The organism is Dechloromonas aromatica RCB (genome assembly GCF_000012425.1).
This window is the reverse complement of sequence record NC_007298.1, coordinates 3,731,025-3,744,457: the sequence shown is the minus strand read 5'-3', so window position 1 is coordinate 3,744,457 and position 13,433 is coordinate 3,731,025. Positions and strand designations below refer to the sequence as shown.

Here is a 13,433-nt window from a genome sequence, read left to right as displayed (position 1 = left end):
GGCAATGAATGTGGAACAAACCGCACCTGCTCAACGCGCTTGCCGACCTGCTGATGCTGGTCGCATCGGCGGCGTTGCTGGCCGCCGCGGCGGTCTGGCTGGTGCGCGTGCCTTCGTTGCCGGTGCGCCATGTGGTTTTTGCCGAGGCCTTGCCGCACACCAAGCGCGGCGAGGTGGAGCAGGTGCTGCCGGCCGCGCTGAAGGGGAATTTCTTCAGTCTCAATCTGGAAGCGGTACGCGGGGCACTGGAGAAACTGCCCTGGGTGCGCAAGGTGGAAGTGCGGCGTCAGTGGCCGGATCGTCTGGAAATCAGCGTCGAGGAACACAAGCCGGTGGCGCGTTGGGGCGACGGGCGGGGCGAGCTGGTCAACAGCTACGGCGAGGTCTTCGCCGCCATGTTGCCGGCCGAGGATGGCCCCGATTTACCGTTGCTGTTCGGGCCGCAGGGCACCGCACAGGAGGTGCTCAAGCATTACGGCGAGTTTACTGGTTCGTTTCAGGCGGTCGGCGAGAAGCCGGTGCAGGTGACCCTGTCGCCGCGGCTGGCCTGGCAGCTGAAATTGCAGAACGGCATGCTGCTGGATATCGGTCGCGAACAGCCGAAATCACCGGTCGGCGTGCGTCTGCAGCGCTTTATAGAGATTTATCCGGAAACGGTCGCCAAACGGGCGGTACGGCCGGCAGTGGTGGATTTGCGGTATCCGAATGGTTTCGCCATGCGAGTCGCAGGCGAGGGGAAGGGAAAGTAAGCATATGAGCAGGGACAACAAGGATCTGGTCGTCGGTCTGGACATCGGGACGTCGAAGATCGTCGCACTGGTCGCCGAGATCAACAACGAGGGCAACCTCAACGTGATCGGCATGGGGTCGCAGGATTCGCGCGGTCTGAAGAAGGGCGTCGTGGTCAATATCGAAGACACCGTGCACACCATCAGCCGGGTCATTCAGGAAGTCGAGCTGATGGCCGACTGCAAGGTCAGCAACGTCTATACCGGGATCGCCGGCAGCCACATCAAGAGCTTCAACTCGAACGGCATGGTGGCGATCAAGGACAAGGAAGTGACGCCGAGCGACGTCGAGCGCGTGATCGAAACGGCTCGTGCCATGCCGATTCCGGCTGATCAGGAAATCCTGCACATCCTGACCCAGGAGTTCGTCATCGATGGCCAGGATGGCATCCGCGAGCCAATCGGCATGAGCGGCATGCGTCTTGAGGTGAAGACGCACATCGTGACCGGCGCCGTCTCTGCAGCGCAGAATATCGTCAAATGCGTCCGCCGCTGTGGTCTGGAAGTAAATGATCTGGTCCTGCAGCCGCTGGCCTCCAGCTATGCCGTCCTTTCCGAGGACGAAAAGGATCTTGGCGTCTGCCTGATTGATATCGGCGGCGGGACGACCGACATCGCCGTGTGGACGCAGGGTGCCATCCGCCACACCTCGGTGATCCCCATCGCTGGCGATCAGATCACCAACGACATCGCGATGGCGCTGCGGACGCCGACTCGCGAGGCCGAGGACATCAAGTGCAAGTACGGCTGCGCCCTGTCGCAACTGGCCGATGCTGCCGAAAACATGGAAGTCGCTGGCGTGGATGATCGTCCTAGCCGCAAGCTGAGCCGCCGTGCGCTGGCCGATGTCATTCAGCCGCGTGTCGAGGAGCTCTACGAACTGATCCAGAACGAATTGCGCCGTGCCGGCTTCGAGGAAGTACTGTCCTCCGGCATCGTGCTGACCGGCGGCGCCAGCGTCATGCCGGGCATGGTCGAGCTGGGCGAGGAAATCTTCCATATGCCGGTTCGCCTCGGCAACCCGAAATACACCGGCAGTCTGGCCGACGTCGTGCAAAGCCCGCGCTTCTCGACGTCTTTCGGCCTGCTGCTCGAAGCCCAGGCTCAGCGCAAGCGCGGCCAGAAGATCCAGGAGAAGCAGGGTTTCAAGGACGTCTTCGACGGCATGAAGTCCTGGTTTGCCAAGAATTTTTGATTTGTCATTGAACAGTTTTTTCAGAGGAGGTAGTCATGTTTGAGATCATCGAGAAAGACGAAGAATCCGGTACGATCATCAAGGTTTTCGGGGTCGGTGGCGCCGGTGGCAATGCCATCGAGCACATGATTCGCGAAGGCGTTAGCGGCGTTGAGTTCATCGCCGCCAATACCGATGCTCAGGCCCTCGGCCGTAATGCTGCAGCGAGCAAGCTGTCGCTCGGCAAGACCGGCCTCGGCGCAGGCGCCAAGCCGGAAGCCGGCCAGGCCGCGGCTGATGCGCACCGTGACGAAATCCGTGCGACGCTGGAAGGCGCCCACATGGCTTTCATCACCGCCGGCATGGGCGGTGGTACGGGAACCGGTGCTGCCCCGGTGGTGGCCGAAATTGCCCGTGAAATGGGCATTCTGACCGTTGGTGTGGTCACCAAGCCGTTCAGTTTTGAAGGCGGAAAGCGGATGAAGTCGGCTGAAGCCGGTATCGCCGAATTCGCCAAGCATGTCGATTCGCTGATCGTTATCCTCAATGACAAGCTGATGGAAGTCATGGGTGACGACGCCGATGTCGACGATTGTTTCAAGGCAGCTGACGACGTGCTGAAGAATGCCGTCGGCGGTATTGCCGAAATCATTACCTACCCTGGCCTGGTCAACGTCGACTTCGAAGACGTCCGCACGGTCATGGGTGAAATGGGCCGCGCCATGATGGGCTCGGCTGCTGCGGCCGGTGTCGATCGCGCGCGCATCGCCGCCGAGCAGGCCGTTGCCTCGCCGCTGCTCGAAGGCATCAACCTGTCCGGTGCCAAGGGCGTGCTGGTCAATATCACCGCCGCCAAGGGCAACCTGAAGATGAAGGAAGTCAACGAAGTGATGAACACCGTCAAGGCGTTCGCCGCCGAAGACGCACACATCATCTTCGGTGCCGTGTACGACGAACTGATGGGCGATGCCCTGCGCGTGACCGTCGTCGCCACTGGCCTTGGTCAGGCAGCGGCCGCTGTACGCAGCAAGCCGGAAGTGTTTACCCAGCCGGTGCTGGTCCAGGCCCAGGCGACCGGTACGCACGATGCCGTGGCCTTCGGTTCGGCTCCGGATTATTCGCATCTGGATGTGCCGGCTGTGCTGCGTGGTCGCGGTCAGCGTGGTGGCAGCAATGTCACCGTCGAAGCCCTGGCCAACAGCGGCGTCGATCGTTACGACATTCCGGCTTTCCTGCGCAAGCAAGCGGATTGATGTAACAAAAGCTCCATCTCTGAAAAAGGGTGGTGACGGGTTGTGTTACAATCCGTCACCTTCCCCAATCATTCAGATACTTAGCATGCTCAAGCAACGCACGTTGAAGACCGTCATCCGCGCCTCGGGCGTTGGGCTGCATGGCGGCGTCAAGGTCAATATGACCCTGCGCCCGGCTGCCCCGGATACCGGCATCGTCTTCCGTCGCGTCGATCTGCCCGAGCCGGTGGATATTCCCGCCAAGGCCTTCATGGTCGGCGATACGCGCATGTGCTCCTGTCTCGAAAAGGACGGGGTGAAGGTTGGTACCATCGAACACCTGATGTCGGCCCTCGCCGGTCTTGGCATCGACAATGTCTGGGTCGATCTGGATGCGCCCGAAGTGCCCATCCTCGACGGTTCGGCTGCGCCGTTCGTCTTCCTGATCCAGTCCGCTGGCATCGAGGAGCAGAACGCCGCCAAGAAATTCATTCGCGTCACCAAAACCATCGAAGTCAGGGATGGTGACAAGTGGGCGCGCTTCGAGCCCTACGACGGTTATCGTCTGGCTTTCTCCATCGTCTTCAATCATCCGGCCATCGACAAGTCAGCCCAAAAGGCTGAAATCGACTTCGCCGAGCAGTCCTACGTCCGTGAAGTGGCCCGTGCCCGCACCTTCGGCTTCATGCAGGAAGTCGAATACCTGCGTGAAAACGGCCTTGCCCTCGGTGGCGGTCTGGAAAACGCCATCGTGCTCGACGAGTTCCGTGTCCTCAACCAGGATGGCCTGCGTTATGGCGACGAATTCGTCAAACACAAGATTCTCGATGCGATCGGTGACCTCTATCTGCTTGGCCATCCGCTACTGGCCGCCTATTCGTCACACAAGGGTGGTCACGCGCTGAACAACCAGTTGGCCCGTGCCCTGCTCGAACAGCAGTCATCGTGGGAAATCGCCACCTTCGAGCAGGCGGAGCACGCGCCGAGCGGCGTGACTCGCTGGCTCGCCCAAGCGGCAGCCTGATACTCCATGTGGTTGCTGCGTCTGCTGGCAGCAATTCTTGTCGTGGCGATCGGCGTTGGTTTAGTGGTCTATGCGCTGAGCGGCAACCGCTATTATCTGGCGCTGAGCTGGCGCCTGTTCAAGGTCGGAATCGTCTTTGCCCTGCTTGTTTTTGCGCTGATGTTTGTCGAGCGCCTGGCGATCATTCCGCTCTAGCTGCGCGCTTCAGAAGCGTATCCAGAGCGTCCCGGAGCGGGCCTTTGGGCAGCTTGTCCACGGTCGATTGAAGCGCCCCGCAAGCCTTGTCAGAGATCGGTTTCTGAGTTGAACTCGTTGAATGGTAAGGAATTTGACGGGGTTGAACTTTTACCTCGATGCCGATACACTCCGCTCCTCCCTTAGATAACTCGTCGCTCAATCGCTGACTCATCTGGCGAATCTTGGCGGCGACCGCGCCGTTATCGGCGTGGATAATGATTCTCCCCGACTTGTAATTGGCAACGTGCGCCGCGTGGCGCAGTCCCGCAGGGGCAACCGCTTCGAAGCGACGTGTGAGCTTGAGGAGCAGACGTGCGTGGGCCATGACCCGGCCAGCGGCGGCGTCTTTGTCGAGGTAGTGCTCAGGCCCGTTGTACATAGGAGGTGTTTCGTGCAGATTATTCTGGTTTCGCGTCACCTGAAGGCAGCGCGGACAATCACCATTATGCCTCGGCATGTGGTTATTTCGCTGTTTGTCTTCTTGGCGCTGGTATTTTCGACCTCGGCGCTCTTTTCCTGGTTGTCGGTCCACTTGCGCTTGCCGCTGGTGGAAGATTTGTTGCTGTCATTGCAGTTGCAGGAGAGCAAGAAAACCAAGGATTACCTCGACAATAATTTGCAACTGATGGCGACGCGCCTCGGCGAATTGCAAGGCCGGGTGCTGCAACTGGATGCCTTGGGAGACCGGATATCCGGTCTGGCAGGCGTCAAGCGCGAATCTGCTCCGCAAGGTGCAAAGCCCGGGCAGGGCGGGCCGTACCTGCCGGCGCCGATGTCCCCCCGTGAATTACAGGCTGAAATCGACCGTTTGGCCGGAGATGTCGAGTGGCATAGCGGCGATCTGGCTTATCTGGAGTTCAAATTGCTTGAAAAGCGGGTCAAGGATCGTTTATTGCCGACCATTTTGCCGGTCAAGGATGCTGCCCTCGGGTCGGTCTTCGGTTACCGGACCGATCCAATTGCCGGCCTGCGCGCCATGCATGAGGGGCTCGATTTCTCTGCTGAAATCGGTACGCCGGTGGTTGTTGCCGCAGATGGCGTCGTCCTGTCAGCCACTTATCATCCTGAATACGGCAATTTGATCGACGTTGATCATGGCGACGGCCTTACCTCGCGCTATGCTCACTTGTCTCGTGTCGATGTCAAGGCTGGCGCCTTGGTCAAGCGCGGTGAGCGAATCGGCGCTGTCGGCACTACCGGGCGTTCGACCGGGGCGCACCTGCATTTTGAAGTCCGTATGCTGGGCGTTGCGCAGAATCCGGCGCATTTCCTCAAGCAGGGTGACGAATTTGCTCAGGTCAAGCGTCGCTAGCGCGATAACCGATGCCTTGATTTAGGTCGTCATCATCAAAGGGCGGGGCGTGCTAGAATCCGCGCTTTGCCGCCACCCGCGGAACCATACTGCATCGCGATGATATCCGGCCTACTCAAAAAGATTTTCGGCAGCCGCAATGACCGGCTGATCAAGCAATACTCCCAGAACGTCAAGCGTATCAACGCGCTGGAACCTGCCATGCAGGCCCTGAGCGATGAACAGTTGCGGGCCAAGACAGACGAGTTCCGCCAGCGTCACGCCAACGGTGAGTCGCTGGACGATCTGTTGCCGGAGGCTTTCGCGGTGGTTCGCGAAGCCGGTCAGCGGGCGCTCGGCATGCGCCACTTCGACGTCCAGATGATTGGCGGCATGGTGCTGCATGACGGCAAGATTGCCGAAATGCGGACCGGCGAGGGCAAGACGCTGGTCGGCACCTTGCCGGCCTACCTCAATGCCATTTCCGGCAAGGGCGTTCATGTCATCACGGTCAACGACTATCTGGCGACCCGCGACTCGGACTGGATGGGGCGTCTGCACCGCTTCCTCGGCCTGACCGTCGGCGTGAACCTGTCGCAGATGGACCACGAGGCCAAGCAGGCGGCCTACGCGGCTGACATCACCTACGGTACCAACAACGAATTCGGCTTCGACTACTTGCGCGACAATATGGTCTATACGGCCGGTGAGCGCGTCCAGCGTAGCCTGAATTTCGCCATCGTCGACGAAGTGGACTCGATCCTGATCGACGAGGCGCGCACCCCGCTGATTATTTCCGGCCAGGCCGAAGATCACACCGATCTCTACCTGCGGATGAAGGACGTCGTGCCCAATCTGACGCGGGCGATGGAAGAGAAAGACGAAGGCGACTACTGGGTCGACGAGAAGGGCCATCAGGTCCATCTCTCCGAAACTGGCTACGAGCACGCCGAGCAACTGCTGGCCGAGTATGGCCTGCTCAAGGAAGGCACCAGCCTTTACGACGCCGCCAACATCACGCTGATGCACCACCTGAATGCCGCCCTGCGCGGCATGACGCTGTTCCACAAGGATCAGCATTACGTCGTGCAGAACGGTGAAGTCGTCATCGTCGACGAATTCACCGGTCGTCTGATGGCCGGTCGTCGCTGGTCCGACGGCCTGCATCAGGCGGTCGAAGCCAAGGAAGGCGTGCAGATTCAGGCCGAGAACCAGACGCTGGCCTCGATCACTTTCCAGAACTACTTCCGGATGTACAACAAGCTGGCCGGCATGACCGGCACGGCCGACACTGAAGCCTACGAATTCCACCAGATCTACGGTCTGGAAACGGTCGTCATCCCGACCCATCGGCCGATGGTTCGCAAGGACATGAACGATCTGGTCTACAAGACGGCCGACGAGAAGCACGCGGCGATCATTGCCGACATCAAGGATTGCGCCAAACGCGGCCAGCCGGTGCTGGTTGGCACGACCTCGATCGAAGCTTCGGAGTTGCTTTCCGGCTTGCTCGACAAGGAAAGCCTGCCGCATCAGGTATTGAATGCCAAGCAGCATGCCCGTGAAGCAGAAATCGTCGTCCAGGCCGGTCGGCCGGGGATGGTGACCATCGCCACCAACATGGCCGGTCGCGGTACCGACATCGTGCTCGGCGGCAACATCGAAAAACAACTGGCTGCCATTCGCGATGACGAGTCGCTGCCGGTGGAGGAACGCGAGCAGAAGGCTGCGGCGATGAAGGCCGAGTGGCAGGAAGTGCACAATGCCGTGCTGGCTTCCGGCGGCCTGCACATCATCGGTTCCGAGCGTCACGAATCGCGCCGTATCGACAACCAGTTGCGTGGTCGCGCCGGTCGTCAGGGCGATGCCGGTTCCTCGCGTTTCTACCTGTCGCTCGATGATCCCTTGTTGCGCATCTTCGCCGGCGAACGTCTGCGCGCCATCATGGACAAGCTGAAAATGCCGGAAGGCGAAGCGATCGAGCATCCGCTCGTCACCCGCTCGCTGGAGTCGGCACAGCGCAAGGTCGAAGCCCGCAATTTCGATATCCGCAAGCAGCTGCTTGAATACGACGACGTCTCCAACGACCAGCGCAAGGTGATCTACCAGCAGCGTAACGAACTGCTGGAAACGGATGATATTTCCGAGACCATCACTGCCATGCGCCAGAGCGTCATCGCCGAAACCTTCCGCACTTACGTGCCGGCAGAGTCGGTCGAGGAGCAATGGGACATGGAAGGGCTAGAGCGCGCCCTGGCATCCGACCTGCAGATCATTGCACCGGTCGCCCAGTGGTTCAAGGATGAGCCGACCCTGTCTGACGAGGAAATCCTCGAGCGCATCACCAAGAATGCGGACGAAGCCTATCAGGCCAAGATCGATCTGGTTGGTGACGGTACCTTCCACCAGTTCGAGCGCAATGTGATGCTGCAAAGCCTCGATTCGCACTGGCGTGAGCATCTGGCGGCGCTGGATCACCTGCGTCAGGGTATCCACCTGCGTGGTTATGCCCAGAAAAATCCGAAGCAGGAATACAAGCGCGAAGCTTTCGAACTGTTCGAAGGCTTGCTGGATCTGGTTCGCCGCGAAGTGACCCGCGTCGTATTCACCGTGCAGATTCGTACGCCGGAAGATGTCGAGGAAACTGCACCGCACGCCGAAGTGCAGAACGTCCAGTATCAGCACGCCGGTTACGATGAGGCGCTGGGTGAGGGCGAAGGCGCCGAGGCTGCTGGCCAGCAGCCGGCGGATGCCGGGCCGAAGATCGGACGCAACGATCCCTGCCCTTGCGGATCGGGCAAAAAATACAAACACTGCCACGGAAAACTTTCCTGATTTTCGCTGATTTCCCCCAAGGCACCCGCGAGGTGCCTTGATGCTTTTGGAGCCAAGAGAATGCCTGTCAATTACGCTACCCCCGCTGCTGACCAACTGTTTCCGGTGGCGGGCGTCCGCCTCGGTGTTGCCGAAGCCGAAATTCGCAAAAAGAACCGCCGCGATCTGACTCTGGTGGCGCTCGACGCCGGTTGCACGGTGGCCGGCGTGTTTACCCAGAACCGTTTCTGCGCTGCACCGGTGCAGCTCTGTCGCAACCATCTGGCCGGCGGCCATGAAATCCGCGCACTGGTCATCAATACCGGCATCGCCAATGCCGGCACCGGCGAACCAGGCCGCCAGACGGCGCAGGCGAGTTGCGACGCGGTGGCTGAACTGCTGGGCATCAAGGCGGAGCAGGTGCTGCCGTTCTCTACGGGCGTCATTCTTGAACCCTTGCCGGTCGAGCGCCTGAAAGCCGGTCTGCCGGCTGCCAAAGCCGACCTCAAGGCGGATAACTGGCACGCCGCCGCCCATGCCATCATGACCACTGATACTGTCGCCAAGGCGGCTTCGCGTGTGGTCACGGTCAACGGCAAAAAAATCAGCATTTCCGGGGTGTCCAAAGGCGCTGGCATGATCAAGCCGAACATGGCGACCATGCTCGGTTTCCTGGCCACCGATGCCAGCATTGCCCAGGGCATGCTCGACAAGCTGGTCAAGGAAGCGGCCGATGCCTCGTTCAACTGCATCACCGTCGATGGTGACACCTCGACCAACGACTCCTTCGTAATGATTGCCAGCGGCCAGTCGGGCGCCAGCTTTGCCACGGAAACCGATGCCGGCTGGGCCGAGGTCAAGGCTGCGATCATCGCTGTCTCGGTCGAACTGGCCCAGGCCATCGTTCGTGATGGCGAAGGTGCGACCAAGTTCATCACCGTTGCCGTCGAAGGCGGCAAGGACAGCGAAGAGTGCCGCAAGGTTGGTTACGCCATCGGCCATTCTCCGCTGGTCAAGACGGCCTTCTTCGCCTCCGACCCCAACCTCGGCCGTATCCTGGCCGCCGTCGGCTATGCCGGTATCAACGACCTCGATGTCGATGGCGTCAGGGTTTGGCTCGATGAGGTGCTGGTCGCCGAAAAGGGCGGTCGTGCGGCCGCCTACAAGGAAGAGGACGGCGCCCGCGTGATGGCGCAGGCTGAAATCACTGTGCGCGTCGATCTCGGGCGCGGTGCGGCCAAAGCCAGCGTTTATACCTGCGATTTTTCCTACGACTACGTGAAGATCAACGCCGACTATCGTTCCTGATGGATATTCGCCGCGACCCGGCCAGAAATACACTGGCCATCCTCTGCATCCTCGGGCTGATCGGCCTGTCGGTCTGGGTGTTGCTGCCTTTTCTGGCGGCGACGGTGTGGGCGGTGATGATAGTCGTGGCGACCTGGCCTTTGTTCAAGTCGCTGGAGTCGCGTCTGGGTAATCGACGGGCGCCGGCGGTGGTGCTGATGTCGGTGGCCATGCTCCTGTTGCTGGTGCTGCCGCTTTGGCTGGCGGTCGATACCATCATTGAGCATTCCGGGCAGCTGGCCGCCGCCGGCAAATCGATGGCGGCCAACGGTCTGCCGCCACCACCCGCCTGGGTCAAAACGCTGCCGCTGGTCGGTGACCGCGTGGCAAGCGCTTGGGCGCAACTGGATGCGGCCGGAACGAGCGGTATTGTTACGAAAGTGACGCCTTACGCCGCCGATACGGGTAAGTGGGTGCTCGCTCAGGCCGGTAGTGTTGGTGGCATGCTGATCCAGTTCCTGCTGGTCGTGACCATTGCGGCCATCCTCTATTCCGGTGGCGAAACAGGGGCGCGCACGGCCCGTCGTTTCGGCCGTCGTCTGGCCGGCGACCGGGGCGAAAACTCGATCATTCTGGCCGGGCAGGCGATTCGTGGCGTGGCGCTGGGGGTTGGGGTGACCGCCATCGTCCAGACCGTGCTTGGCGGCGTCGGGCTGGCTGTGGCTGGCGTGCCGTTCGCCTCATTGCTATCGGCCGTCATGCTGATGCTGTGCATCGCCCAGATTGGCCCGATGCTGGTGCTGCTGCCGGCAGTGGGTTGGATGTACTGGATGGGGGATAGTGGCTGGGCGACCTTACTGCTGGTCTGGAGCCTGATCGTCGGCAGCCTCGATAACTTCCTGCGGCCGATGCTGATCAAGCGTGGTGCCGACTTGCCGCTGCTGCTGATTTTTGCCGGGGTGATCGGCGGTATGCTGAGCTTTGGCCTGATCGGCATCTTCGTCGGCCCGGTCGTGCTGGCCGTCACCTATACGCTGACCCTGGCCTGGATCGAGGATGCGCTGGGCAAGGACGAGCCTGAATCTATCCCCGAACTGCTGCCGTCAGAGCTTCCTGAGCCGGATCATCCGGAACCATCCGCCGGCTAGGGCTGGCTGGTCGTGCTCCAACGCCAAGCTCGGGGCTTCGGCGAGCAAATCCTCAAACACCACATCGAGCCGGGTCGCGATCCTGCGCACCAGCGGATTGGCCATTCGTCGCAGCAGGGCGGGCTGACCACGACGCAGGAATTTGTCGAAAACCAGCACTTGACCGCCAGGCTTGAGCACGCGGGCGATTTCGGCAAAACAGTGGGCGGGTTCCGGCACAACGGCAAGAATGAGATGCAGCACGGCGCTGTCGAATGAGGCGTCGGCCAAAGGCAGGCGCTGGGCGTCGCCCTGAACCGGGGCGAATTCGACCTCGCCAACCCGTGGCAAGGCGCGGCGCAACATGGCCTGGTTCAGGTCGAGGCCGACGTAATGGTGCTGCGGAGGCAGGTGCGGCAGGTCCAGTCCGGTGCCGACGCCGGCCAGCAGCACGCATCCTGGTTTTTTCGGCAGGGCCGCCAGGCTGCGCTGGCGCGCGGCCCGTGTCGCCCGTTCGATCGCTGCGTCGTAAAATGGGGCGATCAGCGTGTAGCTGTGCTTCAGGCTCAAAGTGGCCTCAATGCAGGGCGCGCGGACTGGCCAGAACAAACTCCGGGATTTCGGCTTCGAAGTGGGTGCCGTCCTCGGCCACCATCTGGTAAGTCCCTTTCATGGTGCCGATTGCGGTCGTCAGCGAGGAGCCACTGGTGTACTGAAAACTTTCGCCGGGCTGGAGCAGCGGCTGCTTGCCGACGACGCCAAGGCCGCGCACTTCCTGTACCTCGTTGTTGCCATCGGTGATGATCCAGTGCCGGGAAACCAGTTGGGCCGGTACTTCGCCGATATTCTTGATGGTGATGGTGTAGGCAAAGATGTAGCGGTCGTTTTCCGGGTCGGATTGCTCCGGAATGAACTGCGGCATGGGTTGCACTTCGATTCGGTACTTGTTGGTGTCGGACATGGGATAATTTCGTCTGTTATTGTTCAGGGAAGCATCATGTCAGCCAAAGATTACGTTATCGCACCGAGCATTCTTTCAGCCAATTTCGCCAAGCTGGGCGAAGAAGTGGCCAACGTCATCGCCTCGGGGGCTGACTGGATTCACTTTGACGTGATGGATAACCATTATGTTCCCAACCTGACCATCGGGCCGCTGGTTTGCGAGGCAATCCGCCCGTGCACCACGGCGCCGATCGACGTGCACCTGATGGTCAAGCCGGTCGATCGCATCATCCCCGATTTTGCCAAAGCCGGGGCGAATATCATCACTTTTCACCCGGAAGCTTCCGAACACGTTGACCGTAGCCTGTCGCTGATCCGCGATGCCGGTTGCAAAGGCGGCTTGGTCTTCAACCCGGCGACCCCGCTTGATTACATGGATTACGTCCTCGACAAGATCGACGTCATCCTGTTGATGAGCGTCAACCCCGGCTTCGGCGGCCAGAAATTCATTCCGGGCACGCTGGCCAAGGCGAAACAGGCCCGGGCCAAGCTCGATGCTTACGAGCGCGAAACCGGCCGCCGTATCCGTCTGGAAATTGATGGCGGCGTGAACACGGCCAACATTGCCGAAATCGCCCGTGCAGGCGTTGATGCCTTCGTCGCCGGTTCGGCTGTCTACGGCGCCGGCAAGGACAGCGATCCGCATCGTTACGATTCGATCATTGGCGCCCTGCGCAGCGAACTGGCCAAAGTCTGATGCACTTCGAATCCGTCACCTTCGATCTCGACGGTACGCTGCTCGATACCATTGCCGATCTGGCCGAGGCCTGTCGCCTGATGCTCGATGAAATCGGCGCCCCGCCTCGCACGCCGGCGGAAGTACACAGCTTTGTCGGCAAGGGCATGGCGGTGCTGGTTGAGCGTTGTTTGACGCACGAGCATCCGCCGAGTGCCGAACAGTTGCACTTCGCCATTGAATCCTTCAAGCGGCACTATGCGGTGGTCAACGGGAAATATACCCAGATTTATCCGGGCGTGATCGAAGGCCTGCAAGCCTGGAAAGCCAGCGGCCTCAAAATGGGGGTTGTCACCAACAAACCGGGCATGTTCACCGAAGCCTTGCTTGATCGCATGGGCATGACCGATTACTTTGACGTGATCGTTTCCGGTGATACGACACCGAACAAGAAGCCGCACCCGGAGCCCATCCTGCACGCTTGCCGCCTGTTCAATGTGCGGCCGGATCGAAACCTGCACATCGGCGATTCCGAAAACGACATTCACGCCGCCCGCGCTGCCGGTTCGCCTACCTTCTGCGTGCCCTATGGCTACAACGAAGGCAAGCCGGTGGACAGTGCCGATTGCGATGCGCTAGTATCAGACCTGCTTGCTGGCTATCAGCAGGCGCTCATTTTCAAAGACCTCATACACAAATGACGACTCAGCGACTCTGGAACGAATGGCAAGGTTGGCGCCCCTGGCGTCCATAACCCTTTTCGCTTTTGCGCCCAAGCGGC

14 protein-coding genes are annotated in these 13,433 nt (G+C 60.6%); 11 read left to right on the top strand and 3 right to left on the bottom strand.

Annotated elements, in window-relative coordinates:
* Nucleotides 1-8: 8 nt before the first annotated feature.
* The 5 genes from DARO_RS17840 to DARO_RS17820 all read left to right on the top strand — a co-directional run bounded on the left by DARO_RS17840 (nucleotide 9) and on the right by DARO_RS17820 (nucleotide 4,413).
* A complete protein-coding gene (locus DARO_RS17840) occupies nucleotides 9-749 on the top strand; it encodes a cell division protein FtsQ/DivIB (protein ID WP_011289220.1) in 741 nt (246 codons plus the stop codon).
* Nucleotides 750-753: 4 nt separating this feature from the next.
* Entirely contained in the window at nucleotides 754-1,983 is a 1,230-nt protein-coding gene (gene ftsA / locus DARO_RS17835) for a cell division protein FtsA (protein WP_011289219.1), read from the top strand.
* A gap of 35 nt (nucleotides 1,984-2,018) precedes the next feature.
* A complete protein-coding gene (gene ftsZ / locus DARO_RS17830; protein WP_011289218.1) occupies nucleotides 2,019-3,215 on the top strand; it encodes a cell division protein FtsZ in 1,197 nt (398 codons plus the stop codon).
* A gap of 85 nt (nucleotides 3,216-3,300) precedes the next feature.
* Nucleotides 3,301-4,218 (top strand): UDP-3-O-acyl-N-acetylglucosamine deacetylase, encoded by a 918-nt coding sequence (gene lpxC / locus DARO_RS17825; RefSeq protein ID WP_011289217.1) that lies wholly within the window; start codon nucleotides 3,301-3,303, stop codon nucleotides 4,216-4,218.
* A 6-nt stretch (nucleotides 4,219-4,224) separates the two neighbouring features.
* Complete coding sequence (locus tag DARO_RS17820) at nucleotides 4,225-4,413, top strand: hypothetical protein (protein ID WP_011289216.1); 189 nt, start codon at nucleotides 4,225-4,227, stop codon at nucleotides 4,411-4,413.
* Here DARO_RS17820 and DARO_RS17815 read toward each other — a convergent pair.
* A complete protein-coding gene (locus tag DARO_RS17815; RefSeq protein ID WP_011289215.1) occupies nucleotides 4,400-4,834 on the bottom strand; it encodes a DciA family protein in 435 nt (144 codons plus the stop codon). The two genes, DARO_RS17820 and DARO_RS17815, sit on opposite strands and share 14 nt — an antisense overlap.
* A gap of 12 nt (nucleotides 4,835-4,846) precedes the next feature.
* On the opposite strand from DARO_RS17815, the gene DARO_RS17810 reads away from it, so the two are divergent.
* The 4 genes from DARO_RS17810 (at nucleotide 4,847) to ydiK (ending at nucleotide 10,995) form a co-directional block, all read left to right on the top strand.
* Entirely contained in the window at nucleotides 4,847-5,767 is a 921-nt protein-coding gene (locus DARO_RS17810; RefSeq protein WP_041224487.1) for a M23 family metallopeptidase, read from the top strand.
* A 99-nt stretch (nucleotides 5,768-5,866) separates the two neighbouring features.
* Nucleotides 5,867-8,581 carry a preprotein translocase subunit SecA gene (secA, locus tag DARO_RS17805; protein ID WP_011289213.1) on the top strand — a complete coding sequence of 905 codons (2,715 nt, stop codon included), beginning with the start codon at nucleotides 5,867-5,869 and terminating at the stop codon, nucleotides 8,579-8,581.
* A gap of 60 nt (nucleotides 8,582-8,641) precedes the next feature.
* Nucleotides 8,642-9,868 (top strand): bifunctional glutamate N-acetyltransferase/amino-acid acetyltransferase ArgJ, encoded by a 1,227-nt coding sequence (gene argJ, locus DARO_RS17800; protein ID WP_011289212.1) that lies wholly within the window; start codon nucleotides 8,642-8,644, stop codon nucleotides 9,866-9,868.
* Nucleotides 9,868-10,995, top strand: a complete 1,128-nt coding sequence (gene ydiK, locus DARO_RS17795; RefSeq protein WP_011289211.1) for an AI-2E family transporter YdiK — start codon at nucleotides 9,868-9,870, stop codon at nucleotides 10,993-10,995. Before argJ ends, ydiK begins: the two co-directional genes overlap by 1 nt.
* Here ydiK and DARO_RS17790 read toward each other — a convergent pair.
* Together DARO_RS17790 and apaG are read right to left on the bottom strand one after the other, a co-directional pair.
* Nucleotides 10,951-11,544: a class I SAM-dependent methyltransferase gene (locus DARO_RS17790; RefSeq protein ID WP_011289210.1), complete on the bottom strand. Its 594-nt coding sequence runs from the start codon at nucleotides 11,542-11,544 to the stop codon at nucleotides 10,951-10,953. The genes ydiK and DARO_RS17790 overlap by 45 nt on opposite strands.
* Nucleotides 11,545-11,551: 7 nt before the next feature.
* Nucleotides 11,552-11,935, bottom strand: a complete 384-nt coding sequence (gene apaG, locus DARO_RS17785) for a Co2+/Mg2+ efflux facilitator ApaG/CorD (protein ID WP_011289209.1) — start codon at nucleotides 11,933-11,935, stop codon at nucleotides 11,552-11,554.
* A gap of 36 nt (nucleotides 11,936-11,971) precedes the next feature.
* Here apaG and rpe point away from each other — a divergent pair, with 36 nt between their 5' ends.
* Together rpe and DARO_RS17775 are read left to right on the top strand one after the other, a co-directional pair.
* The gene (gene rpe / locus DARO_RS17780; protein ID WP_011289208.1) at nucleotides 11,972-12,673 is read left to right on the top strand and encodes a ribulose-phosphate 3-epimerase; all 702 of its coding nucleotides are present in this window, start codon (nucleotides 11,972-11,974) and stop codon (nucleotides 12,671-12,673) included.
* Entirely contained in the window at nucleotides 12,673-13,353 is a 681-nt protein-coding gene (locus DARO_RS17775; RefSeq protein ID WP_011289207.1) for a phosphoglycolate phosphatase, read from the top strand. Before rpe ends, DARO_RS17775 begins: the two co-directional genes overlap by 1 nt.
* Nucleotides 13,354-13,433 lie beyond the last annotated feature (80 nt).